27 protein-coding genes and 1 pseudogene are annotated in these 24,030 nt (G+C 57.8%); 10 read left to right on the plus strand and 18 right to left on the minus strand.

Annotated elements, in window-relative coordinates:
* Window positions 1-247: 247 nt before the first annotated feature.
* The 4 genes from IFT87_RS04350 to IFT87_RS04365 all read right to left on the minus strand — a co-directional run bounded on the left by IFT87_RS04350 (window position 248) and on the right by IFT87_RS04365 (window position 3,160).
* Window positions 248-874 carry an SOS response-associated peptidase family protein gene (locus tag IFT87_RS04350; protein ID WP_192007636.1) on the minus strand — a complete coding sequence of 209 codons (627 nt, stop codon included), beginning with the start codon at window positions 872-874 and terminating at the stop codon, window positions 248-250.
* Between the two features lie 159 nt (window positions 875-1,033).
* Entirely contained in the window at window positions 1,034-1,804 is a 771-nt protein-coding gene (locus tag IFT87_RS04355; protein WP_192007745.1) for a DNA adenine methylase, read from the minus strand.
* Window positions 1,805-2,118: 314 nt separating this feature from the next.
* Window positions 2,119-2,583, minus strand: a complete 465-nt coding sequence (locus tag IFT87_RS04360; RefSeq protein WP_197975100.1) for a DUF4011 domain-containing protein — start codon at window positions 2,581-2,583, stop codon at window positions 2,119-2,121.
* 259 nt (window positions 2,584-2,842) lie between these two features.
* On the minus strand, window positions 2,843-3,160 hold the full coding sequence (locus IFT87_RS04365; protein WP_192007639.1) for a hypothetical protein: 318 nt from the start codon (window positions 3,158-3,160) through the stop codon (window positions 2,843-2,845).
* Between the two features lie 266 nt (window positions 3,161-3,426).
* On the opposite strand from IFT87_RS04365, the gene IFT87_RS04370 reads away from it, so the two are divergent.
* Both IFT87_RS04370 and IFT87_RS04375 read left to right on the plus strand, forming a co-directional pair.
* Complete coding sequence (locus tag IFT87_RS04370) at window positions 3,427-3,804, plus strand: cyclic-phosphate processing receiver domain-containing protein (protein WP_192007640.1); 378 nt, start codon at window positions 3,427-3,429, stop codon at window positions 3,802-3,804.
* On the plus strand, window positions 3,789-4,106 hold the full coding sequence (locus IFT87_RS04375; RefSeq protein WP_192007641.1) for a hypothetical protein: 318 nt from the start codon (window positions 3,789-3,791) through the stop codon (window positions 4,104-4,106). The genes IFT87_RS04370 and IFT87_RS04375 overlap by 16 nt, the downstream gene beginning before the upstream one ends.
* 945 nt (window positions 4,107-5,051) lie before the next feature.
* Here the strand turns inward: IFT87_RS04375 and IFT87_RS04380 are convergent.
* Complete coding sequence (locus tag IFT87_RS04380; RefSeq protein ID WP_192007642.1) at window positions 5,052-5,354, minus strand: hypothetical protein; 303 nt, start codon at window positions 5,352-5,354, stop codon at window positions 5,052-5,054.
* 261 nt (window positions 5,355-5,615) lie between these two features.
* Here IFT87_RS04380 and IFT87_RS04385 point away from each other — a divergent pair, with 261 nt between their 5' ends.
* A complete protein-coding gene (locus IFT87_RS04385) occupies window positions 5,616-6,317 on the plus strand; it encodes an HAD family hydrolase (protein WP_192007644.1) in 702 nt (233 codons plus the stop codon).
* Window positions 6,318-6,343: 26 nt separating this feature from the next.
* On the opposite strand, the gene IFT87_RS04390 is transcribed toward IFT87_RS04385, so the two are convergent.
* The 4 genes and pseudogenes from IFT87_RS04390 to IFT87_RS04410 all read right to left on the minus strand — a co-directional run bounded on the left by IFT87_RS04390 (window position 6,344) and on the right by IFT87_RS04410 (window position 9,450).
* On the minus strand, window positions 6,344-7,375 hold the full coding sequence (locus IFT87_RS04390) for a hypothetical protein (protein ID WP_192007646.1): 1,032 nt from the start codon (window positions 7,373-7,375) through the stop codon (window positions 6,344-6,346).
* A gap of 78 nt (window positions 7,376-7,453) precedes the next feature.
* Window positions 7,454-7,651: pseudogene (locus IFT87_RS20990) on the minus strand (glutaminase); the annotation flags it as partial.
* Between the two features lie 282 nt (window positions 7,652-7,933).
* Window positions 7,934-8,452, minus strand: a complete 519-nt coding sequence (locus IFT87_RS04405; protein WP_192007650.1) for a hypothetical protein — start codon at window positions 8,450-8,452, stop codon at window positions 7,934-7,936.
* Between the two features lie 416 nt (window positions 8,453-8,868).
* Window positions 8,869-9,450: a helix-turn-helix domain-containing protein gene (locus tag IFT87_RS04410; RefSeq protein ID WP_192007652.1), complete on the minus strand. Its 582-nt coding sequence runs from the start codon at window positions 9,448-9,450 to the stop codon at window positions 8,869-8,871.
* 74 nt (window positions 9,451-9,524) lie between these two features.
* Here IFT87_RS04410 and IFT87_RS20190 point away from each other — a divergent pair, with 74 nt between their 5' ends.
* Both IFT87_RS20190 and IFT87_RS04415 read left to right on the plus strand, forming a co-directional pair.
* Complete coding sequence (locus tag IFT87_RS20190; protein WP_206757221.1) at window positions 9,525-9,899, plus strand: hypothetical protein; 375 nt, start codon at window positions 9,525-9,527, stop codon at window positions 9,897-9,899.
* A gap of 68 nt (window positions 9,900-9,967) precedes the next feature.
* Window positions 9,968-11,017, plus strand: a complete 1,050-nt coding sequence (locus tag IFT87_RS04415; RefSeq protein ID WP_206757222.1) for a tyrosine-type recombinase/integrase — start codon at window positions 9,968-9,970, stop codon at window positions 11,015-11,017.
* A gap of 384 nt (window positions 11,018-11,401) precedes the next feature.
* Here IFT87_RS04415 and IFT87_RS04420 read toward each other — a convergent pair whose 3' ends face one another.
* Both IFT87_RS04420 and IFT87_RS04425 read right to left on the minus strand, forming a co-directional pair.
* Entirely contained in the window at window positions 11,402-11,971 is a 570-nt protein-coding gene (locus IFT87_RS04420) for a hypothetical protein (RefSeq protein ID WP_192007655.1), read from the minus strand.
* Window positions 11,972-12,186: 215 nt separating this feature from the next.
* Entirely contained in the window at window positions 12,187-13,620 is a 1,434-nt protein-coding gene (locus tag IFT87_RS04425) for a hypothetical protein (RefSeq protein WP_192007657.1), read from the minus strand.
* A 129-nt stretch (window positions 13,621-13,749) separates the two neighbouring features.
* Here IFT87_RS04425 and IFT87_RS04430 point away from each other — a divergent pair, with 129 nt between their 5' ends.
* Together IFT87_RS04430 and IFT87_RS04435 are read left to right on the plus strand one after the other, a co-directional pair.
* The gene (locus IFT87_RS04430) at window positions 13,750-14,103 is read left to right on the plus strand and encodes a hypothetical protein (RefSeq protein WP_192007658.1); all 354 of its coding nucleotides are present in this window, start codon (window positions 13,750-13,752) and stop codon (window positions 14,101-14,103) included.
* The gene (locus IFT87_RS04435) at window positions 14,078-14,599 is read left to right on the plus strand and encodes a hypothetical protein (RefSeq protein ID WP_192007659.1); all 522 of its coding nucleotides are present in this window, start codon (window positions 14,078-14,080) and stop codon (window positions 14,597-14,599) included. The genes IFT87_RS04430 and IFT87_RS04435 overlap by 26 nt, the downstream gene beginning before the upstream one ends.
* Before the next feature lie 235 nt (window positions 14,600-14,834).
* On the opposite strand, the gene IFT87_RS04440 is transcribed toward IFT87_RS04435, so the two are convergent.
* Entirely contained in the window at window positions 14,835-14,975 is a 141-nt protein-coding gene (locus IFT87_RS04440) for a hypothetical protein (RefSeq protein WP_192007660.1), read from the minus strand.
* A gap of 144 nt (window positions 14,976-15,119) precedes the next feature.
* On the opposite strand from IFT87_RS04440, the gene IFT87_RS20995 reads away from it, so the two are divergent.
* Window positions 15,120-15,524, plus strand: a complete 405-nt coding sequence (locus IFT87_RS20995; protein WP_192007662.1) for a lysozyme inhibitor LprI family protein — start codon at window positions 15,120-15,122, stop codon at window positions 15,522-15,524.
* Window positions 15,525-15,846: 322 nt separating this feature from the next.
* Window positions 15,847-16,770 carry a hypothetical protein gene (locus IFT87_RS04450; protein WP_192007663.1) on the plus strand — a complete coding sequence of 308 codons (924 nt, stop codon included), beginning with the start codon at window positions 15,847-15,849 and terminating at the stop codon, window positions 16,768-16,770.
* A 753-nt stretch (window positions 16,771-17,523) separates the two neighbouring features.
* Here the strand turns inward: IFT87_RS04450 and IFT87_RS04455 are convergent.
* Together IFT87_RS04455 and IFT87_RS04460 are read right to left on the minus strand one after the other, a co-directional pair.
* Window positions 17,524-17,688 (minus strand): hypothetical protein, encoded by a 165-nt coding sequence (locus IFT87_RS04455; protein WP_192007664.1) that lies wholly within the window; start codon window positions 17,686-17,688, stop codon window positions 17,524-17,526.
* Window positions 17,689-17,805: 117 nt separating this feature from the next.
* Window positions 17,806-18,630: a hypothetical protein gene (locus tag IFT87_RS04460; RefSeq protein WP_192007665.1), complete on the minus strand. Its 825-nt coding sequence runs from the start codon at window positions 18,628-18,630 to the stop codon at window positions 17,806-17,808.
* Window positions 18,631-19,116: 486 nt separating this feature from the next.
* Between IFT87_RS04460 and IFT87_RS04465 the strand changes: the two genes are divergently transcribed.
* Window positions 19,117-19,545 (plus strand): hypothetical protein, encoded by a 429-nt coding sequence (locus IFT87_RS04465; RefSeq protein WP_192007667.1) that lies wholly within the window; start codon window positions 19,117-19,119, stop codon window positions 19,543-19,545.
* 214 nt (window positions 19,546-19,759) lie between these two features.
* Here the strand turns inward: IFT87_RS04465 and IFT87_RS04470 are convergent, their stop codons facing one another.
* The 4 genes from IFT87_RS04470 to IFT87_RS04485 form a co-directional block, all read right to left on the minus strand.
* Complete coding sequence (locus IFT87_RS04470) at window positions 19,760-20,224, minus strand: SMI1/KNR4 family protein (RefSeq protein ID WP_192007668.1); 465 nt, start codon at window positions 20,222-20,224, stop codon at window positions 19,760-19,762.
* A gap of 792 nt (window positions 20,225-21,016) precedes the next feature.
* Window positions 21,017-21,748 (minus strand): PEPxxWA-CTERM sorting domain-containing protein, encoded by a 732-nt coding sequence (locus IFT87_RS04475; RefSeq protein ID WP_192007669.1) that lies wholly within the window; start codon window positions 21,746-21,748, stop codon window positions 21,017-21,019.
* 352 nt (window positions 21,749-22,100) lie between these two features.
* A complete protein-coding gene (locus IFT87_RS04480; protein WP_192007670.1) occupies window positions 22,101-22,640 on the minus strand; it encodes a hypothetical protein in 540 nt (179 codons plus the stop codon).
* A 56-nt stretch (window positions 22,641-22,696) separates the two neighbouring features.
* On the minus strand, window positions 22,697-23,746 hold the full coding sequence (locus tag IFT87_RS04485; protein ID WP_192007672.1) for a DUF262 domain-containing protein: 1,050 nt from the start codon (window positions 23,744-23,746) through the stop codon (window positions 22,697-22,699).
* Between the last annotated feature and the right edge of the window lie 284 nt (window positions 23,747-24,030).

Below are 24,030 nucleotides of genomic sequence, written 5' to 3' on the forward strand. Positions count from 1 at the left end.
CTAGCGGCTTTGATGGTTGTCGTCAGCGCATTGTTCTCGGCGGAAGACGCTTCATCAACAAGGCCTGTATCGCTCGGGATAGGCTGCTCTGAAATGTAGGTCCGGCGTTAAGGCAGTCAGCGAGCCCGACCTAAACGAACGTCCAGTTCGCGAAGCGTTCAAGCTCGCATGACGGTCAACGTTGGGCCGTTGGCGGCCATTCAACAAGGCCTACGCCAATCACAGAACTTCAGGCGATGTCAGCCGACTAAAACCCGGTCCGGGTTGGGAACACCGGACCGCGAACCGTCATCTGCTCGGCCGGATATGGCCGTTGCAGCGTGACGATGTCGTCATAGCCGCCTGTGAGCCATTGCTCGTGATCGTCCGGATGCAGGATAGTGATCATCGCCTTGGGATGGATCGGCGCGACCAGGTCGTTCGGGTCGCACGTCACCATCGTGAACCCCGCTCCCTTCGCCGTCTGCTGCCAGAACCCCGCGACCGCAAACACCGGCTGCTCGGGCACGTCGAACCACATCTCCCCTTTGATCGGGGGGCCCTCGCCGACCTTGTGCTTGTCAGGCGTCCATTCGCAGAACTCGGTCAGCGGGATCAGGCAACGGTTGAGCGGCTCGGCTGCCGGGCGCCGCCACTGCGGCAGCGCGAGGTTGCGGACATTGGTCATCGGCCACGCTGCCTGCCCGCCCAGGACGTCCCAGGCCATGACGTCCAGCACGCGTCGGCCGCCCTCCTCGCGCACGACATACGCCTTGCTCTTCGGGAACAGCTCGACCGGGTCGCTGTTCGGGCGGACGACGTCTTGCGCCCAGCTGGCGTCGAACCGCTCGAACAGAGTCTCCGGCTCACCGCGGTTGCGGGCTCGGTTACACATCGGTCGCTCGCCGAAAGTCGTGCACGCACGCAGTCGGGCGGGCCGGCGCGTCGTTGAGATCGAATGCTTGGTCCATCGCATCAATCTATGCGTTCGGGGGCTGCCCGCAAGCCGGTTGCCGCAGGACCGGTGCGGGGCGGCGCGACGCGGCCCCGGCCGTCAGCTGGGAATGAAGTTCGAGATGATCAGCTCGGCGGCTTTCACGGCCGCCCCGGCGCCGACCGTGTACGTTGTCGCGGCATCGCTCATCGGGAAGGCAGCGAAGGCCTTCCGCACGCCCGGCGTGTCGTTGATCGACAGCAGGAACTTGCCCTTGATGCCGGCGAGCTGCGCCGCGAGCTGGTCGAAGTCGGCGCGGCCGAACACGTCCTGGCCATAGTCCTCCTCGCAACCCCAATAGGGCGGATCGAGATAGAACAGCATGCCCTCGCGGTCGTAGCGCCGGATGAAGTCCGCATAGCCAAGCTGTTCGATTACGACACCCGCGAGCCGCTCGTGAATGTCAGCGAGCATGGGCTCCAGCTTGGCGACGTTGAACCGCGCGCCCGGGGTTTTGTCGACACCGAAATGCCGGCCGTTCACCTTGCCGCCGAACGCCAAGCGCTGAAGATACAGGAAGCGGCACGCGCGCTCGAGGTCGGTCAACGTCTCGGGCGGCGTCGCCTTCAGCCTTTCGAACTCGACCCGGGCCGCAACGCGGAACCGCAGCATGTCGAGCATATACGGGTAGTGCCGTTGGAGGACGCGGAAGAACGTCGCGACATCGCCCGACACGTCGTTGATTACCTCGACCTTCGGCCGCGATCGTCGCCGAAGGAAGATGCCGCCCATGCCGACAAAGGGTTCGGCATAGCCGTCATGGTCAACGCGCTCGATCATTGCGACCATGCGCCCGCGCGAGATCACATTCTGCGCCTTCATGATCATCATCGCCTTCACCTCGAGGGAATATTCGATCTTGGTGACGCCCTTGATCCCGGCATCGGGTTTAGCGAGCAGCTGGTAGACGCCGGCGCCGACGCCCAACGCATCGATGCCGAGGAACGTGCAGTTGTACCGTGACAGCATGCCCTTCACGAAGGTGACGAAGCTCGACATGCCAACCGGCCGCGAGTGGCGCCCGTACGTCCTGCGCCATATGCGGACACCAGGTTGGTGTGCATCGTCGATGAGGATTTTAAACGCACGAAGACCTGGCCCATAATTAATTGCAGCAGTTAGGGCGGTGGAGTTGCGCCGCGCCTTCACAAACTCGGTCCAGCGCTCGTCAGATACAGGATGTTGACGCCCTGCTCCTCCTCCAGCGTACGCGCATCGAAGTAGAGCTCGAGCAGGCGCTTTTGCAGGCCCTTGGGCGTCAGACGGGTCTGGAGACGGGTGTCGACATGGCGCGAGTAGACACCGCGTTCGTCGGCGACGTCATCCTCGGGTTGTGCGAGATCGGCTATCTCGTCCGACTCTTCCGCCGGCACGTCTTCACCGGTTTGCTGACCGGCGGGTGCCGCCTTGCCCGCGAGGAACGAGAAGGGTCGCGTTTCACCGACGAGCATGCGGAAAATCTCGCTGCTGGCCTCGTCGACGACTTCGACCGCCTTCGCGCCGTTCGCCGCGTGAGGCATGTTGAGCAGACGGTTCCTCGCCGAGAGATCGAGGAGCTCGGTCCGCGCGCGATACAACTTCTCATCTATCGGAAGGTCGCTCTGGAACACCGAAAGCGTGGGCTCGTCTTGCTCGATACTCGGTACTGTAGCCAATTTCCGCCCCCGCTTCGCGACATTTGCGGCGATAAGGCGCAAAAAGGGTCACCAAGTCTACCACAACCTTATTTTAATAAGGCACATGAAGCCACCTTACCCGCGGATGGCTTAGAGCGCGTATCGCCGCCGGCGATTGGCACTACCCGGGTAAAAACATCGCGACGTTCTCTAGGACCTCCATGCCATCAGCGGGCCAAGGCGCCGCGGCCGGTTAGTCACGATGGATACTGTCTTCATCAGTAATTCGCACCCATCCATCTGTCGGGTCTAAGGTTAAAAATCCTTCCCTTTTTTCACCCAATACAGACATGACTGAATAACCATAGAGTTTGGAATGCGCCATGAAACTCAATGTTACGTTCCATATCATCGCCATCTCTCCGTTACATATCTCATCGTCTTTTCCAATAGCCATCTCTAAAGCCCGACTAAGGCTATGCGTTACAACATAACGGTGACGAGCAGGTGATGGTAAAACGATGTTATATATCTGCCACTTTTTAGAACTTCTTAAGCGCTCTGGAATCATACAAGCCCCGATGTCCTTTTTGATTGATGATGGGAGATTGCCACCATGAACCAACGTTCGCAACAATATATGACAACATGCTTGTGTTTTTTAATATAAGTTAGGGTTATCTATTAATCGATTTCTTTACTAATCATTTAATCCGCAAATCGATTACCTGAGATTGCCGATTTTTTAAGTCCGTATCATGTGTATAGACTTATTAATCAAAGTTTTTATCTATAAGCTTCGATCACCCAATGGATTCCGCATTGCCCAGCTCCTTAATGATTTTCCTAGACGACGAGCGAAACCCGCCGCTGGGCAACTGGCTGGTAGCGCGTGACGCCGCGCAGTTTCGTGCATTGCTCAAGAACCATGAGCCATCGATCATTTCGTTCGATCACGACCTTGGGTGTGATGAGCGGGGCGCCGAGCTTCCGAGTGGGCAACATTGCATGCGGCTGTTGATCGACGAAGCGATGGATCACCCGGCCGCGTTCGATCACCTCAGACTGGTCATCCTGCACAGCGCCAATCCCGTTGGCCGTGCGAACATGCGCGGCCTACTTGAGAGTGCGCAGCGGCACGGTATTCTGCCATCGGTTCGCCTTGTCGAAATGCCCGTGACAAGCCATCCTCTGACGACATGGCGGATCGCATGAGCCGTCAACCTTCGAATCGCTCGCAGCGCGAGATGGAGAAGCGACGCATGACCCAATGTGAGCCGACGACTACCACCACTTGGCCGGCAGAAGACGGGGAGGCTGAAGGCCGTGCCAAGCGGATTAAATTGCTAAATCAGCGGATCATGGAAAAGTCTCTGGAACAGCATCTGGCGGCCCTGAATAGGCTCGATACATGGAAGACGTCTCCGTGGATCCTTTCTGGGCTGGGCATGGTCGTCGGCGTCGCGCTGATCTCTTCTGGCGTGCTGTTCACAAAGTTCGTCATTCTAGCGCACTGAAGGCCGCACTAGCATGGCCGCCACCCAATCACGCCGTGCCCGGTCAAGACGTTTAGGCGCCCATTGGAGCTTGGTAACCGGGCCAGTGTGCACATCGCCCTGTTCGGGCCGAACCAACCCAGTTGGCCCATGCGGCGAACGTAGCGTGATTGCGGTTTATTTCGGTTTCCCATTTAAGGCCCCTTACAGCGGCGAACGTGGGCCCAGGAATACCTGACTAGCCTTGCCGCACTTTTGGCGCCCTAGAGTGGCTCCAGCGGCCTCAAGCAGGCCACTGGCGTATTCCGATCGTCGCTGATCCTTACAAAACCCCGCGTGAGCCGCCGTATGGATGCTCCAGCGCCTGACGATGCCACATGATGGCATCGGTCGGTTGTACATGCTCAGCAAGCCGTTCTTCGAGCTTTAATCTACATTGCCACCGCCGCGCTTCGCGCTGATCGCCGCGAGATTTTGGGTCTCGTGCGCGTGCTCGCGCATGCGCGCTAGGCGTGTGCGCTCGCGTGCGCGCGCGATAGAGATTCTCCGATTGCGCTGGATTCGAGCTTGATCTCGAAACTCCCGCGCTCCGGTATATTACTTACTACGTAGTAATATGGGAACGAGGTTCTTTTTTGTTCTTTTAGACAGAATGTCTTACCTATTCAGATTGAGGGTCTGAAAAGCGCATAACCCGCGGTGGTCGACGCATACGTGCGGAGTGAGCGCTTCCTCCTGGTCACGAGCCTTCAGGCGCGTTCTCCGAGCCTTGGATCGGCAAGGACCGCTCCGAAGGAAGACCGGTTGCGTGGTGCAACCAACTGCGCTGCCTCACTTTAGCGATTTCTCTACCACGCCGCCAATTGCCGGAGGGTGGCTTGGAATGCGCCAAACACCAAATTGATTGGAACCTGGCACATCACCATCACGGTATCTGATCGTCAGCCTTGACGACCGAGCGTTGGTTTACCGCAGGGCTTCGTATGCCCAGCCCTCCTCGGCGTCATAGGACACCACGCCCTCTACCTTACCCGAGATCAGGGCTTGAACATGCGATGCGGCGATCGGCGAAAGTGCCAGAAACTCATCGGTGACGTCCATGACTATGGTCTGCGGTGAACCTGGCTCCGGGGGCCGGCCGTAAGTCGCGATTGCCGCAGCACGTTCGGGCGACTTGGCTGCCACGATCACTGGAGGGACCCATGTCTCATAGCTCACCTGATAGAGCCTTAGGGAAGCGGATGGTGGGGGCAAGTTGTCGAGCATCATGTCACCTTCGTTCGTTGTCGATGATCGGTGATTGCACGCCTGACGGTGGGATGCGGGTGGCATCGAGTTGCGTCTGCACCATCAAAAATGCGCAACTATCTGACAACTAAACGCAACCACCCTGGGTGCTGTTCTCGGGTGGGATCGAATGGCGGTCGCGTTGCCTGGATGCTCCTGGAAGACTGGTTTGATGGTTTCAGGCTCGTGCGCTGTAGGTAGATAGGCATGGTTCGACAGAGAGCCGGGGTGTAAAACGTAGCAATGACAATACGCCTCATCTGCCTCGATGCCGACGACACGCTCTGGCATAATATGCGGCATTTCAACGCAGCCGAGGATGCGCTGTTGGAGATGTTGCGTCCGTTTGCCGACGCGCATGTTGCACGCCCGGCGCTGGAAGCATGTGAAGCCCGCAACCTGCCGCTCTACGGGTACGGCGCGAAGGGTTTCACGCTGTCGATGATCGAAACTGCGATCGAGCTTTGCGGTGCCGATCTGAAGCCGATGATGGTCGCGGACATCCTAGCGGCAGGCCGATCACTGCTTGCGCACCCCGTCGAGTTGTTCGACGGGATCGCACAGACGCTGGAGGCTTTGGCGGATCACGGTCGGCTCGTCCTCGTCACCCAGGGCGACCTGTTGCATCAGGAGGCGAAGCTCGCTGCATCTGGCCTTGGTGATCGCTTTGCCGGTGTCGAGATCGTCAGCGACAAGACCGCCGATACCTTCGCGCGGCTGTTCGAGCGATACGCGGTGCAGCCTGCCGAGGCGGTGATGGCGGGGGACTCGATGCGCTCCGACGTGCGTCCGGCGCTGGAGGCTGGGGCGTGGGCCGCCTATGTCCCGCAGGATGGTGCCTGGGCACATGAGCATGCATCACCGCCTGAGTGTTCGGATCGTTTCGCGACGCTGAAGAGCCTGGCCGAACTGCCCGTCCTGATCGATCGTATCAATCGCAGTTGACCCTTCGGTACAGGCAGGCGCCTTGGTCAGAGCGCCTTTGGGTTGATCGTTATTACCTTGCCGTTCACCGTACCGTTGCGCTTGCCACCTTCGACCAGATCCCACACCTGCTTGGGCGATGGCAGGGCTGTGAACGACGGAAAGACCGACGTCGTCCCGTCGACATCCTCCAGCGACACCGCATAGGTCCCGCTCTTGTCGGCCTGGCCCATCAGCGATGGATAGACACTGATGACACGGCCGGCATCGTAGAGCGCCATGACATAGCCGCCCGTGCTCGCACTCGATCGATAGACGCCGTATTCGGTGCGTGCGGTGCCGTCACGACACCAAGTTGGATGCGGCGCCTGCGGAGTCAGCTTTTCCTCCGTTTTTGCCTTGGCTGCCACGGTGCTCGACATCAGCGACATCAGCAGATCCGCGCCGTTCGGCTTCGCTTGCTTCGCCTTGGTAAATGTCAGCGGTGCCGTGCAAGCCGTGACCGGGGCCGCCGCGCTCGTCGCCGTGGTAGCGGAGGACGGCCAGCGGACTGCTTTGATTAGCTGTTGCAGGCGGACATCGAGCTGGTCCGCGGTCAGCGTCTTCGCGCTCATGCGAATGCTGACGATCCATTCGCCTACCGGCATGAGCGCGAGCGCGGTGCTCCGATACGCGCCGCCGGGTGTAGCATAGACCTGGCGCAGGGACGTTGCCGTCCCGTTGTTCGCCGCGGTGAAGGCGATTGGATCGGCGCTTGCCGGCGCGGCATGGCGGAAGGTGTCGCGCGTTTCGAGCGCAGTCTGCGACCGATCGAACCACAACGCCACGTCGGAGATTGCCGGGTGGAAGAGATAGATCGTCGCGAACACGCTCTTGTCCGGCATGTCGTATTGGGCGGCCACGTCACGTTCGGTTTGCGTCGCGTCGGTGAGCGCGATCCGCGAAAGGCCCGCCAGTTGCGACATCAGGATCAGACCGGTTTCAGCATGCTTCCAACCCTTGTCAGCCGGCACGCCTAGATCGCGTGCCGCAGCGGGCGTTGCGGTCGCCAAAGCAAGGACCATCATCCACGTCTTCATCAGTTGCCTTCCCCCCTTTTTATAACACGACCATGTGCGTCGTTCAGGCGGCCGACAAGCGGGTTCTAATCCGAAGTGTCACGCAATTGGCGGCGCAGAGACGGACCATCCCGTTCGCGCGTTGAACATCTCCAAAGCACGGACGCCAAGCATCGAATTGCCGTGGTGGTCGAGATTGCTCGACCACACTGCGATCGGCGCGATACCGGGCGCGATAGCCAGGATGCCGCCGCGTCCTCCGCTCCTGGCAGGCAGTCCGACACGGACTGCGAAATCACTCGAACCGTCTTAATGGCCGCACGTCATCATCGACGCGAGCATGGTCCGCATGCGCCTGGCACGGTCGTCTGCCGCACCGGGCGGGGGACACGAGTGTGTCGGCCAGATAACGCCATGCCTGCGCCACTCCGACGCAGTCGACCCTTACCGCACGTAGTCGGACATAGGCACTCATGACCGCGTCGATCCGCGAGCGGACGTTGTCGTGATGCAACATGAACTCGTGCATCGCGTGATTGAGGTCGTTGAACCCGTCATTGCACGAGAGGTTAGTCGCACTCATTCCTCACGACGCACTGTCCAAGCCAGCCGCGCAATGTCAGTCAGGGACTCGCTGATATACACTCTGCGCTTAGGCAATCGACTGTCATAGGAACCTGTATTTTTGGCAATGTAGAACGGCCAGGCGCCGCGACGGAGGAAACGCACCTTCTCTCGATTTGCGCGCTTAACCTCGATTTCCCTCGTTCTTCGAGAACGCTTCAACGAAGGATACAGGGCCTTCTCGAGCGCCACCTTGAAACGAGTTGCGAGCAAAGGGTCCTCACACAACACATATCCGTGGAGGTGAATGCGCGACCGCGATTTCCCCGATGCTGATCGACTCTCGAACACATAGCCCAGGGGAAGGTCCTTAATGCCATTCACCCTCATGGCCCTCCGAAGACGCTGCTCGACATTTCGCTGGATAGCACCCTCGCCTTCCCATTTTACGAGTAGCTCAGGATCGATATGCGCGGTGAACGCGAAGGCTTGCTCGAACTCCATTCCGGCATCCCAGCCGATGAATAACTTCATGGTTTCGGTGAGGTCGCGCCAGCGCGGTAACTTCGTCGCTGGGATGAGCGGGAGGTCGCAGTGATGGCTGGTTTCATTCCATACTGACATAGGCCGGTATGCATGCCTCGGATTCCAATGAATCCTGTATCGCCGAAGCGCATCATCCATCAGATCCCCGACCAATTGGCGGTCAGCGTCCGCATGCCTCAAACGCGCGGATTTCAGCCGATTCATGAGGGGCTTCCGCCGGCGCGCGCCACTGAAGTCACGCAGCTGTATCGCCGAGATCTTCAAAGGGCCGGGGTAGCTCCTACCCGCGGTGCGTTTGACGGAATTTTGCGAGGCGGCCGCGAGGCGTCTGCTGGCGGCATCAGAACATAGGTTTTCCATGTCCAAACGCCCTATCAAGCGAATGCGTGCTCATCAACACACAATCAAAAGATTGAAGGCAGATCCTCATGCGACGAGAGGCCCTTCAAGGCGGTCTCGATCGCCTCGTTGTCTTCCGCAGATAGCCCCTCAGTTTTGATAGTAGGCCGCAATTCGCGAAGCCGCGCCACAGTTGGAACTTCGTGCACAGACAGCCATCGCTCCCCGGCATGTCGATCCGCGACGACCTCCCGCATCACAGCATGCTGCCCTGCATCCAGACTATCGAGCTTCCCACGAGCTATAGTCTCCAGGCCGGACACAAAACGGCTGGCCTTCTCTTTAGCTGCCCCCGATCCAATGATTGCCGTCCAGTCGACGTCGGGAAGCCGTTGGATGAGCACAGCCACCAAAAAATCCCGCTTATCAAGCTCCAAGAGGTCAGCAAATTGCATTGCCCGCTCGAGTGGTATCGGAACTCGGCCTAGGGCCATATGACTTAGAACCACCGACTGCTTGTAGCCGAGTAGCTTTGCGAGCGCACGCTGACTCAGCCCCCGCTCGCCGGCAGCGCTGGCAAGCCCGTCGGCCAGCATTCTGGCAGCAGCACTGTCTCGATAAGCGGTGTCGCTTGTCGGTTCTTTCACTTCGCGTCTCCGTTGCCGCTTCGCCTAGCAGGCTTCCCTGGACATATCGTCATGTGTATTTTAGAACACACACCATGACCTTATACAGCGAACTCGCCGGCAGGATCAGAAAGGCAGCGCGGAACGGCTCTCGTCTTCATTTGGATCACTGCCACGTCCGCGCCCTCATGGACGCCAGACTTTACCCCATCATCGCACTCATGGAAGCGGAAGAACTCAACGCCCTATGCCAGCAGGACAATTACGTAACCGAACCACAAAGGGCGCTCCCTCGAAGCGCCATGAGCTCGGAGCCTATTGGCTCTGGTATCGCGCTGATCGAGACGACTGGGCCATCTGCTGGTATGCCGCTACAGCAGATGGACGTGAGCGTCGGACTTGCCGCAAGTCGATCGGCATTGGCGGCGGTGACGCAAGTCACCCGCCGAAAGCAGCGCAAGACGCCTTAGCCGAACACTATCTTTCAACGCAGAAGCCGGTCGAGGCACCGATCGCACAGGTTTACGTCGAGAAGCTGATGGCCGACTGGCTTATTGACCATGCACAGCCGAACCTTTCTGACCCTGTGCGGTATGCTAATGGCGTGGCGCACTGGTTGGCGTTTTTCGCAGATGAGCGCGCCACCGGTCGCCTTCCCGGACCGCCGACCGTGGCCGACATCAACTCCGCTCTCGTCGAGCGCTTCCATACATGGCGCGCGCGACAGGGCGTCAGCGGTCACACCATCGCACGAGATACCGCAGCGCTTCGCCAGCCTCTGAATTGGGCGTGGAAGCGCAACATGATCGCCTCGGCCCCCTTCGTCCCGGACGTCAAGCATAAGGCCGAACCCCGCGACCTCGTCTACAGCGTGGAACAGGTTGCGCGCCTGCTGGAAGCTGCGTGGTCGCTGGAGGATCGCCAGCATATCCATATGTTCGCCATGATCATGTTGAGCACCAATGCCCGGGTCGAGGCCGTCCTCGAACTCGACAAAGACCAGCAGGTTCGCGACGGGCTGATCTACTTCAACGCGCCTGGTCGCCAGCAAACCAAGAAGCGGCGTTCGATCGTCCCGATCTGCCCCACGCTCGCGCCGTGGCTGGAGCTCTACCAAGGCCGCGCGATCCAATGGCAGAAGCGGCATCTCGACCGCAGCACGGGCGAACCGTGGTTCGAATACCTGCCCGCGGACAGTATCAAGACTGCCTTTAACAAGACACTCATTGCTGCTGGCATCTGCCATCAAGCGATCGATGATGAAGGCTCCCCGATCTGGTTGCCGCCGCGGCACAAGCTTGGCGAAACCGCACCGAGGCCCAAGCTTGTCGGCTTGGGATCACCAAACACGCTCCGGCATACGACCAGCACAGAGATGCACCGGCGTGGCGTGCCTGAAGCGCAGATCGAAACCGCAGCCGGTCATCGCGGCACCGGGACGAACAATCGCCACTACCGCCATCTGCGACCGGAATATTTGACACAATTCGTCGAAGGCGTAGAGGCGTTTTGGAGCGACGTAGGGAAGCTGACTAAGGTCCATTTGGTCAACCAGCGCAAACCTGTCGTCTTCGACCTAGCCGCCTGATCCTATGCTTGTTCCGCGTCATGCTCTGTTGCGACGTCCCGGCATGTGCAATTGAGCGAGATCCGACGGGGAGCCCGAGTCATTAACGGAACGGTTCGCTGCCGGTTGGCTGACCGCCAAGCCGATGGAAATCCCGTTCAATCCGAAGGGGCTGTATCTCGATAGCCGCACCGATGTCGTCGGCGAACGAGGCGGCCGGAGCGGCCTCGACGTGATGCACTGGAACGTCGCCGTGCGACAACGGCCTAGTCCAACGACAGACCATGCGTCGCATCGGCGACATGACTGGCATTCCTGCGCGATCTCAGCCCGCTAAGTTGTGGTGACCGGGCGCGCAATGCCGCCGAGGTAAAAGGCTGCACAGTGTAGGAGCCGGTTGCCACGTCAACCTGCCCGGTTGATCAGATCGGTGAGACCCGGGCAGGCGCTGAGATCATCGGCGAAGAAATAATCCTGGGCATAGCCGGCCATCTCGCGGTTCAGACGCGCGAGATTGTCGCGGGTGATCCGGCCCGAGGGCACATTTGGGACGAGGGCGTGGGTCGGGGTTAGCGAGATGATGCCGTGTCGCGGGACGTCGGGCACGCAGAAGTGCCCGCCAACCGGCTCGATCAGGCTCCAGGAGGTTACCTTGAGCGCCGTCTTGATGCGGTCGAGGTTGAGATAGATGACCGGACCCATTAGGTCGCGCATCGCAAAAGAGCCGTCGGGCCGCGTCGCCATGATATTGTTCTTCTCAAGCCGTTCGAGCTCGTCGGCGCCATATTCGTGCCGAACCCCCAGCGTCTCAGGGCTGCGGATGTACTGCGTCGGCAGATGGCGGCGTTCCGCGCGCGACTGCCATAGCGCATAGAAATCCGAGATGATGTCGACTTGGGACTTGTCGAAATGGGAAATTTGGCCGGCGAGGATCTGTTCAGCGAGTGCTTGGAAGGCGTCCTCGATCCGCTTCATGAACCCGGTTTCGGCGCCGTGGCTCCACGCGCGGTCGGCGCAGAACATCGCGTCGTCGGCACGCGCACGCCGGGTCTTGTGGCGAAGCAAGTCGCGCAGTTCGACACCGCCGTCGGTCACGAACCGCGCGATACTCCTCGCGGGGAAGACGTGTTGCTGCCGCACCAGTCCATGTGGGTTCCCGGACTGGGGCGGATCGGCGCGGGGACGTTTTGTCATAGCGTGCTGCTCGGTTCGGCCTTGGCCTTCATGTCGGCATCGTGGTTCCGGATCGTAAACAGCGGCCAACCCGACCCGCGGAGGTCGCCGCAATTGAGCTGGGCCAACCATAGGCGCTCGAAAAGCACCTGCGCACGCATCAGCTCGATCCGCAGGGCATTCAGATCCTCGACCATCCGGCCGTGCACAATATCATTGCGCATCTTGATCATGGCCGGCGCGTGCTCGAGCAGTTCGCTCGCGAGCTTGCGCCATGTGGGGCGGATCGCCGCCACCATCCGCGTTATCCGCTCGATCAGGCTCATCGTCGGCACCATCGAGAGCGCGCGCTCGATGGCCTGTCGCTCGGTCGGGGTCTCGGCGAGCGGGGTCGCGAGCTTGCGCGCTGCCTTACCCAATTTATTCCAGCGCTTCTTCTCGACCGTCTCGCGCGTGAGCCCGTGCGATTGCTCGAATGCCTCGATCAGCCGCTCGATACCCTCGACGCACGCGGTGAGCCCGGTTTCCATCACGCCTGACGTGTATGAACTCGCATAGCCATAGGCCGCGGCGTGGAGCAGCTCGCGTTTGCTCTCGAGCGTCAGGAGCGCGGTCGCACCTTTGACGAGATAGGTCTCATCTGGGGCGAGGAACGGTGGCTCGACATGGTCGCGGGCACGCTCCCGCGGCTCGAGCTTGACGCTATGCCATGTGACGTCGTGCTTGCCGGCGCCGCTCTTCACCTCTTGGAACGGTGTGATGAACTGGCGGAAGCGAAACACGAGCAAGATCCGCATCAGAAACCAGATTCGGTCTGCGGCTTCGTAAAAGACCGCCGGGTCCATTCCGCTTGCGATCGACGCCATCTCGATACCGGGCAGGTCGAGCCGTTCGACTTCGGTCGCGGTGCGGGCATCGTCGCGATGCAAGGTGAGCTGCAGCAACCGGAACTTGATTCCGAGCGGCTTGATCTTCTTCCAGGCCCCCGTCTTGCGGGGCGGGTCGGGGGTTCGCCATGCCTTGCTGTAGACATGCCAGCCGCGCGGGCGCTGCAGGAACACATATTCGGCGCCCATTCCGCCATGATAGCCGTGGTCGATCTGATCGCGAGATTCGAGGATCTGGAGATCGGCGAACGGCTGGATCGAATCTTCGTCGATTCCCGGCCCTTGCGTCATCCCGCTAGAGCGGACCAAGCCTTTGCCCGTTTCCTTCTGGTTGTAGCTGCCGTCTTCGCTCAGTCTCCAGTCGGGCCGAGCATGGAGCGTCCAGTTGATCTCACCCTCTGTGTCGAGCCGAAGCAGTTCAATCTCTCGGTCGCGCGCGCCGATCAGCGCGATGCGGTTGTGATGGAGATAGTGCGCGTCCTGGTGGAACACCGCCGACACGCGCATCTCGGCGCCTTGGCAATCGGTGAGGACGAGGCTGACGGATCGTTCGAAATCGCTCATGCGCATCAGGGAAGCCTGCGCGATCGTTTCAAGGCTATCAAGTGCAGTTCCGTTAAAGGCGCACAGGAGATGACTTTGTTCACCGAGCTTAAACAGCGGCTCTCTCCCAACGAAGCCACCTCCTTGTGATTGCAGGCGCTGGACTGGTGCGGCGAGCTATATCGCGATCAGATCATGTGGCCCGACCTCCGCACGATCATTCGCCTCACGCTAATGACGATCAGCAGCAAGCGAACTGAGATCATCAAAGACGACTATTCAGCCGCGCACCTTGTCCTGTCGATCGTCGTTTCGGTTGCTGAGCGGGAGGTGGGAAGCGGTCGTTTCGACTTGTATCGCGGCATCCTCGATCATGATGGGGAGAGCCTTCGCTTCATCGCGGAGGAGGCATTGCAACAGCTACGGGACGGCGGCTGGATGGAGTACAACGAGTGGCAAGATCGCATTGAACAGATCGATGAGCGAGTTCGCGATGCCGGCTGATTCGCAGGACCCGACGCAGCACATCGGCAATTACTCCGCGTTCATGGAGGAGATTAAACTGCGGACACCGGCTATCGATCGCTACATGGCCCGGTTCAATATTGAGGCTGGGGTAGTCGAGGGGTTCACGGACGCGGAAATCTGCATTCTGCAAGTACGCTACGTCTGCGAATTGATTGCTCTGTCGAGTGCCGCTGTCCACAACCTCATCGGGATCACGTCTCGTATTCGCGACAGCTACCAGCCCGGCATGATCTTCAAGCTTCTTGAGGGTAGCAACAGGAACTCGTTCCCGCATGCCGTCACCTATGGCGCAGGACTAGCTTCATACGAGTACAAGAAGGGCGGGATGGACCTCGCTGAGTTGAAGAAGGTCTATAATGACTGCGGTGAGTTTCTACATCGCGGGCGCTCAAACATGTGCTTGCGGGCAACCAACGCGAGTATGCACCCGAAGAGATACTGGCCTCGGTCGCTCGGATCAAGGCGCTGCTGAACCTGCATGTCGTGCTCATGCTCGACGCAGGGATCGTTGCCCTCGTCACCTTGTCAAATGAGAACGGCGAGGTTCAGGCCGCTCACGCGCAGTCAGATGGACCGGCCATTCTCGTCGAGGACGACGGGGCGTCTGCGTAACAAGGTTCGTCACCAGCCGGCGAACGTCCGCTCCCGTTTAGACCTGCCGTACGGTGCTTGGTGCGGCTAAGGCCTCTTTGTCCCAATTTCAGGCTTCACGGACAATTGAACCAACGACTGCTTTCGGGATCGAGGTCGAAAACGTTGAACGGCAAGGGGTGGGCGTGAGCGGAACGGCCGGAATTGGTGGAAAGCGGAATGACCGCTTTCGGGCTGAACTCTGAAAAATCTGCCATCGAATGCGCTCGCCAAATGCATCAGATTTGTGTCCGTGAATTTTGGATCATTGAGAAAGCGATCTTCCGCTCTTGGTTTGACGATCTATCACCAAGATCGACTGATTCAGGAGAGAACCTGTGCTGCCCCTTCTAGCGCTAGTGATGATTGTCACTGCCAGCCCTGACCCTGCTCCTTGCCCTGGTGCAACAACGACAGAGGTGAACGCCTGTCTCGCAGCTCGCTTCGGTGAGGCAGATGCTGACCTAACCCACTATTACGACGTGGCGGTTCAGCGAGTCCGCAAAGAAGGTGGGGAGCCTGTAGCCAAAGTTTTCATCCACGCTCAACGATCATGGCTGTCGTACAGAAATTTTGAATGCAATGCGCTTTTCGAGAAGTATCGGGATGGCACAATCAGAACGAGCGTGGAGATTGGCTGCCGCATACGCTTAACGCGCTTACGGACTTATATGATCTGGCGCCATTGGCTGACTTATTCTGATAGCACGCCCCCCTTATTACCTCGCCCAGCGACCGATAGCGCACTGTCAGATGGTCGCGGATAGCTGAGCGTACGCGTTGTTACGATGTTGTCGCTGATGCATACCTTTTGACTTTTGCATCAGGAATGACCGGGGTGGAAAGATCGCCCTGATCGAATGGCTGATTTCGGGCTGGCGAGCCGACGAGCTAAACGGCCGATAATGGGCGAAAGCGGTCGTCCGCCGCGAGTTGCGATAACGCTCAAGCCGCTTCACCAAACTCGTCGGCATCCCGTCGCTGATGCCCCCTTCCCCGTAACTCATTGATATACATGACGCCGGTTTTGCGGTTCATTCGGGCAAGCATCGTTGAAAACAAAGCGAATTACGGCTCCACGGCTAAAGCGTGGCTTTACCAGCGTTTGCAGAATCATTTCCCACGGTGTCTAAGCCCGTGGACATCAAGGGGATTCTCATGCTTCGAGTAGACGGTGCGTATCTTTACAAGCTGAGTGTCAGCCTTCGGGTGATCAATGATCTACCCAAAGTAGATACTCCCCGTATCGACGTCCTGTTTAATTTGATCCAGGTGAAAAGCGCATTGAATGAGTTTGTTAATCAGAGCCTTTTCAAACCCGGGCTGCGCGTTCTGGCTCAGCCCGCTCGAGAACTGTATGCGGCAATTGACTCAATCGCCCCCGATCTTGGCCCGGATGTGGATTATGCAGAGATAATTCGCGGCTGGCGCTTAGCCGGACTGGTAACGAAATTCGCAAATCTTGAGAATATTTTAATCGCAACTCTGCAAACACTCGACTTATACTACGTTTCGCAAAAAGGCGGATTTGACACGTCGGTGCTTACGGACGCCGGCGAAAACCTGTTTCCGGGATCATTGCTTGTAAAGGTTCCGGAGGCAGCGGTTGACGTGGCGGCAGCGACGCGGTGCCTAGCTTTCGAACTGCCTACGGCTGCAGCTTTTCATTTGCACCGTGCGAATGAAGCGGTTCTCCGAAAGTACTTTGACCATCTGGCGGGTGCTAGTAGCCGTCCCACCTCAGGTAATATGGGAGATTTCATAAACGTTTTGAAAACGAAAAAACTTGGCGACTCAAAAGTTCTCGACGTTCTGAAGAGCATAAAGGATTTGCACCGTAATCCCCTTATGCATCCTGACGATAGCATAAAGTCTGTGGATGAGGCGATCAGCCTTTACGCTGCCATACGCGCCGCCATTGGCTATATGCTTGATCGCATCGACGACGACGAGGCGCCGGTAATTAAACCCCTGCCCTTGGAAATGCCGGAGCAGACCAAGGCATTGCTGTAGCCGCGCCGCAAAATTGATTCCAGCGACTGCCAGGTATGCCGGTTTGCCTGCCCCCTCTACTCGTGAACAGTCCGAAACTTCAGCTTTCGGAGCAATCGCACTGCAGAGGCCATTGGCGGTATCAGCTAGAACGGAAGCCAAGCTGGCCCCGGTAAGGGCTGGCGCGGATTTATAGCGCGTATCGCCTTTACCGATGCGGTTGGTAAGACCGCCACCCCGCGACGGGTGGCGAGGATGAGGACGCGCTCATCTTGTCCTATGGGCATACCGACAACGCGGCCTCGCGTCGTATTATATAAGAAACAAGCGTGGCAGCCTTCCTGAACGCTTAGATACAGTCGCCTGTACTCGACGTCCGCCGCTCGGCTGCCACTTAACCAACCAAAGCCCATCAGGAATGTAATCATGTACAGCCACGAGAACGCCAGCATCAGGCGGCTTCGCGGTTTAGGGGCACTGCCCTTTTTTTGACGGTATGATCGAAGCCAGAATAAGAGCGCGATACAGAGGACCAAGCCAATCGCAGCGATAATTACCATTTGTAAGATTGCGGAATAGCCCGTGGCCATAACTACCTGAATGCTTGCCTGGAGAGCCGCGCCCGCAAGCCCAAAGTGGTTAAGTAAATGGTCAAGGTACACGGTGCCGGAAAAGAATGCCGTAGCGGCACCAATTACGATTGCGGGAGCGGCCATTGAAGTCGCGATGCTAACGATTGGAACGCCAGCAGAGCTTTTGGGGTGTGAGTCGGGATCATGCATTGCACCCTCCGCATTGCATTTCAGGTGCTTTTGAACAAGGCAGTGAAACTTTGAAAGCCGCCGAGCGATATTCAGCCACCGCGCGCGAGATGCCGCCGAACACCGTCGCGGAGATACCGTAGATTAAAACAAGCAAGGCGTTGTTTCCCTCCATCATTCAAAGCCCGGTCAAACCATCACCAATCCTCCGATAGCGAACAATTGCTGTTGTCAGCACGAACCCGTTTTCCTTGCAGGTCGTATCCGGACGAATCACCCTGCAGAGGCAAAAATTTCAGAAAGGCGGGTCATCGTCAAAAGCGCTGGTCCTTGTAGAAGCTTTCATCCCTTCCTTTGATTGAACACCGCTGAAGTCAATTATCCGATCCTCGTAACGCTTCAAATCGGCATATTGGCCAAGTAGCGTCGCTTGTCCCTTCGGTGACAAGTTATAGGTCGTGTACGGATCTCCATCCCGATCCTCAGCAATCTCCCGTTGGACGTAGCCACTCTCTATGAGGCTCAAAACGGCCAAGCTTACTAATTGTTCTGTAAATCCTGCTCTTGCGACATGGTTTTTGATACTGAAAGCGGTTGGACCGACGGGCGAACCCATCTCTGTTTCGACAATATGTAACATAATCTTGTTCTTTAGATCGTCGACGTCGGTGACCAACGACGGCTCTGGACCAACCTCCTTTGCGGTTTTCGTACCCGCCTCGACCAGCGCAGCGACCGCGGCGGCCTCAATCTCGCCAGATAGTTTAGCAAAATCACCCTGCGACTTTGTTTGATAGAAGATCACGGGCCGGTGCTGAATATCGAAAGGCAGAGTAGGCCGCTTCGCGCGATCACATACCATAATTAATGGTAATCCCTGATCCAGCGCGTACCCTAGTTCAATGAACACGTTAGGATTGTTCTCGCTGATTTCAGCAAACCCGATGGTAGCTTCCCGGAGCGCAGCTTCGATCTTCTCGACAATGGGCTTCGTCCCAAGTATCTTATCCGCGCGGACGGGAAGAGCGCCAGCGGCGTTCAGCGCAGGGGCAAAAGTTTCAGTGAAACGCGTATCATATTCGGCGTTATCAAATACCTGCATTACGAAACACGTCTTCACTCGCCATCCTTCCGGGCAATGTGTGTGAGCGCTGACCGCAGTGCGCAAAGCGGCAAACCAGAGCCTCAGTATCTGCTACCATCGGGCGTTGCTATAACCGACATCGGCGCTCGAAGCGCAGACGCACTAAAGGTTAGCCATTCAACACGGGACGCCGCAGAAGCCCGTCGCCGGTTCGAGTCCGGTTAGACATTTTATCTCGTTGAAATCGTTCGATTGTTTAAGGCCCGGTCGGGCCTCCAGTCTGTCTAACTGTTATTTCACAGTGCCTTAGCGCCGTCTAACCGCGCCACGTTGCAAATCTGGACATGCGCCCTCGGGTTGGATGTCCGCAATTGGTCGAAAGCGGCTTGGCCGCCTCCGGCCACCAATGCAGGTAAGCGGACCTCCATTAAATGGCAAAGCAGGGGCGATAGTGATATTCGGCTGGCTTGCGAAAGTCCGCTTTGCAGCTAATCTAGTGCTCTAATGGCAAGGTAGCTGCTCATGGTGCTCACTGCTGCGTTACTTGCGCTTGCTCCTATCGTTGCGATGTCAGGTCGCGAAATGCCAACTACCATTGTTCAGCGCTTATTAGAAGCAAGTGCTAAGGAGGATTGGCCCGCCGTACTCACTATGCTGACCGCTGACGCGCAACTCGGGATGGGTGATGTTGGCGGCCCACTAAATAAAGAGACGGTATCAATATTGGGGCAGATGGAAAGGTATGGGTGCCGCATTACGTCCATTCGCGACACCCCAAACTTCCTTCCAGTTAAGTACGATACTCTTTTCGTGGAAGTGAAGCGTACATGTCCGTATGGCGCCGTTTCGGGCAAGTCCGGCGAGCACGAGATAACCACTATTTACTTTGTAAAAGGGCAGAAGGTAGCTGGCTTTTACATGCAAATGAACTCTCCACCCACTCCGCAATAAGTTTGTAGGGAGCGCTGTGATTCGCCGAACACCGGAAAATCAATGGAATTGAAGCTTTTTTGGTCGGCGATCAGTCAGCACTCACGTGCCGACCGGCTTAACAACCGGCAGCTTTCAATCACGCTGAATAAAGGTAGGTAGGGCTGTTTCTGGGCGTTAGCGGTCAGTCAACGCGATCGGCTCCGGAGCGTCCGGAATTGGTGGAAAGTGGAAGTTAGAACTCTGGCTTGAACGACGGATCGACCCACCCTCCTTGATCTTGACCGGGTGCGAGCTTCACGCGCGATATGTCGAACGGATTTAGGCGATCGACGAACGCAAGCGCGCTGTCCGCCACACGTTCGTCCGGCCCTTCTAATTCATGATCCCAGAAATGAACTGCTCCGCTGCCGGGATCGACGTAGAAGTGATTGCCGCAACCATCCTCCGCCAAAAGTATCACGTTAGCAGGAAAGCCTTCTATTCCGCTCGCAGCTTTAACCGCCTCTCCCACCGGGATGAAGCGGGCCACGCCAACCTCGTTATCTTGAGTGCCAAGCGAGTTATCTTCCGGAACTGCGCCGTCATGATGTCTGGTGAACTCGACGTAACTGTTTGGAAGCGCGACTCCCACTGACTGCTCTAAAGCCTCGAGTTGCGCGTCTGTCGGCGCGGGCATGGTCGGTATGGCAATCGGCATAGACAACCTCCTAACGTGTGATCTTACCGGTTAGCTGCCAGTCCGCTAGTGGGCGCTTCCCGCCGGGCTGCTTTTGGCGTCCGCTTTGTTGACCTCCAATGTCGCGAGTTGGTGGAAAGCTGCCGTTCGTTAAAGCGACGTTCGTGCGTCAAGATATGGAGGCTAGCAGTCGGGTGACGGGCCATCGAGGTCAAATCTCCGCTTCCATTTCGCTCCACTTCGTTCCCAGACCTGTAGGATAGCGACCCACCCCGCCGTCATCGGGTTTCCGATGCAATTGAAGCCGTCTTCCCCAAGATGGAATGGCGGGTCGTCGTGCGCTTCTTTGATGGTAGCGCCTGTCGTTGAGTCGAGTGGATAGCCCAGCACTGGATCTACGACATTACTTTGCAAGACTGCGCTTGTTCCGAAGGCGACATCGAATGTACGCTGACAACCTTCACAGCGCATCCGCACCAACAAGTTTGTTAGGGCGAAGGTTGCCTCGTGCGGATGGTAATCACAGTATCGCGGAATGCCTCGCAGCCACCATTTGGGCGGCTCGGGGATACGATCTGTGATGTCCATCAAAGGATAGTGCATGCCGATGCCCCACTTTCTTCGATAGGCTACAGCGGATACCTGGCGAGAAAAAGAGCGCGTGAGCGTCCGCTATTGGGCGGAAGCGGAATGGCCGCTTTGGGCCGATCTCAATCGGTAGCCCGAATGTCGCGACGTGGTGGAGAGCAGAAATGACAAAGCCGCCAGCCTTCGGCTGACGACTTCGTCTCACCCTTTGAGATTCGCAACCCGTCAGGCGTAGGTCGTTGTCGTGGTGCGACGACGGTAGCGAACTGCTCCGCCGACCATGCCTAGGCCGACGAGCATCATTGCCCAAGTGGCGGGCTCGGGGACTGCGGATGTGGAAAAGCTACCGCTGTACGCGCCTAAGATAGTGCCCCTCTGGCGAGTGTTGGGATCGAGAGTGGTATAACTAAAGCTGAGCCGGTCCGCGTTGCGTGGATCTTTAAGTTCGTCCAGCCCCAGACCGCTTTCGCCATTCTCCGCGCGGAAGAACGCATTGATCGCTAGTGCCCCGAAAGCGCCTGCCCCTGTCGCGAACGGCGTTTCGAGCGACGATCCTGTACTGCGCGCGCTAGCGAAGTTGAACGTCGTAACCAGCACCGGTTCGCTGAACGGTTGACCAAAAAGGGTGAAACCGCGGCTAATCGATAGCAGGGGTTCAAAACCCGGCGCTCCCGACAGGGTAAAGGCGTAATTCCCAATCGTTGCCGAAAAATCCGTCACTGGCAGGTCGTAGAACGCGTCCTGGTCGCCACCTTCTAAGAAAGTAAGAGCGGTCGTATCAAGCGTGAAGGTAAAACGGAACGGAGACCCGTTCGAGGCCGCAGCGTTCCTGACCAAAGCTCCCTGGGAAGCGTCTACGCTGCCTTGTCCAGAAAATACGATTTTTGCGGCCTCTGCGGGAACGCCAAGCCCAAGCCCAACTCCTACAAGACCCACTGCCGTTAACGCACGTAGCATAGTTGCCCTCCCTATTTTTCGTCGAAGTGGCAACAGGGATAGCGTTCTGTCAAGGAACCCCTTTCATTGAGAATGCTCGAGAAAACCACGAATGAACGCCTAATGGATGATAGCGAAATGGCGGATTTTGGTGGATAGCAGCCTGTCCGCTTATGAGCACGCAAGAGGCGAGAATGGCTATCTGTTCATAGACGGCACGACGGCAGCTATCGACCAGATTAGGCGGTTGCTGATGTCTGTATTTAACAGAACCCGTCGCCTCCGAAATTGCAGCAAGGAGCCACAAGATGACGACGCGCTACCGTGTCGGCGTGGACGAGCCCAGCATGGCGATAATTAAGGTGAAAGCCGGTTAGAGCATCGCTTGACTAACGACCTTCATCGCGGCGCACCAAGTGTCAAACCGGCGCACACCGCCAGCGTCGAAAGGAAACACCGTTGTTTCTACTTCGATGGTGTCTCTTGAGCCGAACCAATGCAAAGCACGAAGTTCCAAGGCCGAGCTGCGCGAGCGATGCGCGAAGAAATTTCGGGTCAGGCGAAGGTTCTCAAGCGGCCATGGCGTCGAGCCGATTGCGGCTGCCACGTTGGCGACATTACCAATATTGAGGCGTCTCGCTGCCTTGATTGCATCCGTAGGCCGATACCACCTCGGCTCGAAACGCTGCCCTGTTATCTGCAAAAGATAATGGCTTACTGCCTCACGGTTTCTATAGCCATGCGGCACGCTCGCCGGCACCAGACCGCCCAAGCCCGAGGCGCGTCCTGTCGCCGACGACAGAATGAAGTTCCGCACATACATTTCCCACGCGTTCTGAAGCTGGAAAATGATATGCTCCGCCTGCCGGCGTTCGACGGCGTTGAGTGGTGCACCGCCTATAAGCGGCGTCATCTCTGCATGGAGATTGTCAACCCGGCGCTCTAGCTGGGACACGAGACTGCCAAGCATTAGGCCGCAATTGCGTTAACAATGGCTGCAAGCCGGGGACGTCGCGAGCTTGTCCGCTGTGTGCTGCTTTTGCTTGCAACAACAAACGTGGCGTAGGGGCCATTGATGTCGTCATTCTCGACTGCCGTGGCGAGCAATGGCAGAGTGTTCGCAGCATTCGCATGACTCAGCCCAACGCCACGTTTGTTGTCCACAGTCGCAGTTAAAGCGGAAGTGGGAAGTTCGCCAGCTACGAATGCGATGGCGCAAACGAGAAGGAGGAAATTCGGCGCGTCAAAAAACGTTGTCTCACTGAAGGATGGGCCGAACGTAGCAACGGCAATATTGATGTTTTTATGCACAAGGGCGGTTATATTCACAAAATACGCTTCGTCTCGCTTAATGTTGTTCTTATAGAATCCGCCGACCTTTTCTTCTCCGCCGTCGCCTAGGCCATTCGCAAAGGCCATGTACAGCTCGGCGATCAGCGTAGTGTTCTTTAGGCGCACACTGTCACGTAGCGACACCACATGATATTCGTCCCACAGCGCTCCGTTCTCGCGCGTGGTGTTCCAGATCGCCCATTTGACGGGTTCGTCATACTTCGCATGGCGTAGTTCTGCCGGCGTGACCTTGACGCTGTAGGAGTTCAGGCGAGCAAACACCTCTAGCACCTCGGCATCCGACGCATTCAGAAGCTGAACGGTCGAAATGTTATAGGAGAGGAAGGCGTCTTTGCGATCCTGTGTAAGCTCATTGTAGCGTTGCCCCCCGAAGTCAGGGCTGCGCGAGCTGATACGGATGTCGTTGTTAGCAAACGCTAAGATAGCACGCAGTCGTTGCTGACCATCGACGACTTCACGAATAGATGATTGCGTAACCGCGTCGATACGTGTGCGGATATAAACGGCGGGGATTGGAAGCTCCCGCAGAATGGTGTCGATCAGAAATGACTGAGCTTGAGGCGTCCATACCGACCCACGCTGAAACTGCGGTTGCAGCTCAAGCTGCTTCTGCCGGTTCCAAGTAAGAAAATCGGAAATTGAAAACGTCTGTGGAATGCTAGGCATAGGTTCCTCCCGCCGGACGTATGCCAGCGCCATTGTGCGTTCACTAGCTACATTTCGGGATATTGGCTTGCCGCATTCGATCACGGCCGATGAACATGAACGGATGTCTGAAGTTGGGGAGCGCGAAACGTCGGCTGAATGTCTTCATGTGTGAAGGAAATCGGGCACCGGCAGGTGTACGATATCCTCCAAAGCAGGAAGCCGCGGGCCGCGGATGTTGGCCTATGGGGTTTTCGGTTTTCGCCCTGGTTTGAGGCGCGTGCAACAGCTGCCCGGGCGGGCAT

Source organism: Sphingomonas sp. CFBP 8765 (assembly GCF_014841445.1).
In the GTDB taxonomy this organism is placed as follows: Bacteria; Pseudomonadota; Alphaproteobacteria; order Sphingomonadales; family Sphingomonadaceae; genus Sphingomonas; species Sphingomonas aerolata.

Bases quoted from the DNA above. Each gene is read 5' to 3' on its own strand.
- IFT87_RS04440 (WP_192007660.1), bottom strand. From the start codon at position 14,975: ATGGCAGATTTTTCAGAGTTCAGCCCGAAAGCGGTCATTCCGCTTTCC.
- IFT87_RS04420 (WP_192007655.1), bottom strand. From the start codon at position 11,971: ATGAAGCGGATCGAGGACGCCTTCCAAGCACTCGCTGAACAGATCCTC.
- IFT87_RS04415 (WP_206757222.1), top strand. From the start codon at position 9,968: ATGGCCGACTGGCTTATTGACCATGCACAGCCGAACCTTTCTGACCCT.
- IFT87_RS04385 (WP_192007644.1), top strand. From the start codon at position 5,616: ATGACAATACGCCTCATCTGCCTCGATGCCGACGACACGCTCTGGCAT.
- IFT87_RS04485 (WP_192007672.1), bottom strand. From the start codon at position 23,746: ATGCCTAGCATTCCACAGACGTTTTCAATTTCCGATTTTCTTACTTGG.
- IFT87_RS04475 (WP_192007669.1), bottom strand. From the start codon at position 21,748: ATGCTACGTGCGTTAACGGCAGTGGGTCTTGTAGGAGTTGGGCTTGGG.
- IFT87_RS04375 (WP_192007641.1), top strand. From the start codon at position 3,789: ATGGCGGATCGCATGAGCCGTCAACCTTCGAATCGCTCGCAGCGCGAG.
- IFT87_RS04350 (WP_192007636.1), bottom strand. From the start codon at position 874: ATGTGTAACCGAGCCCGCAACCGCGGTGAGCCGGAGACTCTGTTCGAG.
- IFT87_RS20190 (WP_206757221.1), top strand. From the start codon at position 9,525: ATGACCTTATACAGCGAACTCGCCGGCAGGATCAGAAAGGCAGCGCGG.
- IFT87_RS04355 (WP_192007745.1), bottom strand. From the start codon at position 1,804: ATGATGATCATGAAGGCGCAGAATGTGATCTCGCGCGGGCGCATGGTC.
- IFT87_RS04480 (WP_192007670.1), bottom strand. From the start codon at position 22,640: ATGACGCCGCTTATAGGCGGTGCACCACTCAACGCCGTCGAACGCCGG.
- IFT87_RS04425 (WP_192007657.1), bottom strand. From the start codon at position 13,620: ATGAGCGATTTCGAACGATCCGTCAGCCTCGTCCTCACCGATTGCCAA.
- IFT87_RS04435 (WP_192007659.1), top strand. From the start codon at position 14,078: ATGAGCGAGTTCGCGATGCCGGCTGATTCGCAGGACCCGACGCAGCAC.
- IFT87_RS04455 (WP_192007664.1), bottom strand. From the start codon at position 17,688: ATGATGGAGGGAAACAACGCCTTGCTTGTTTTAATCTACGGTATCTCC.
- IFT87_RS04465 (WP_192007667.1), top strand. From the start codon at position 19,117: ATGGTGCTCACTGCTGCGTTACTTGCGCTTGCTCCTATCGTTGCGATG.
- IFT87_RS04370 (WP_192007640.1), top strand. From the start codon at position 3,427: ATGATTTTCCTAGACGACGAGCGAAACCCGCCGCTGGGCAACTGGCTG.
- IFT87_RS04365 (WP_192007639.1), bottom strand. From the start codon at position 3,160: ATGATTCCAGAGCGCTTAAGAAGTTCTAAAAAGTGGCAGATATATAAC.
- IFT87_RS04390 (WP_192007646.1), bottom strand. From the start codon at position 7,375: ATGAAGACGTGGATGATGGTCCTTGCTTTGGCGACCGCAACGCCCGCT.
- IFT87_RS04405 (WP_192007650.1), bottom strand. From the start codon at position 8,452: ATGAAGTTATTCATCGGCTGGGATGCCGGAATGGAGTTCGAGCAAGCC.
- IFT87_RS04470 (WP_192007668.1), bottom strand. From the start codon at position 20,224: ATGCCGATTGCCATACCGACCATGCCCGCGCCGACAGACGCGCAACTC.
- IFT87_RS04380 (WP_192007642.1), bottom strand. From the start codon at position 5,354: ATGATGCTCGACAACTTGCCCCCACCATCCGCTTCCCTAAGGCTCTAT.
- IFT87_RS20995 (WP_192007662.1), top strand. From the start codon at position 15,120: ATGATTGTCACTGCCAGCCCTGACCCTGCTCCTTGCCCTGGTGCAACA.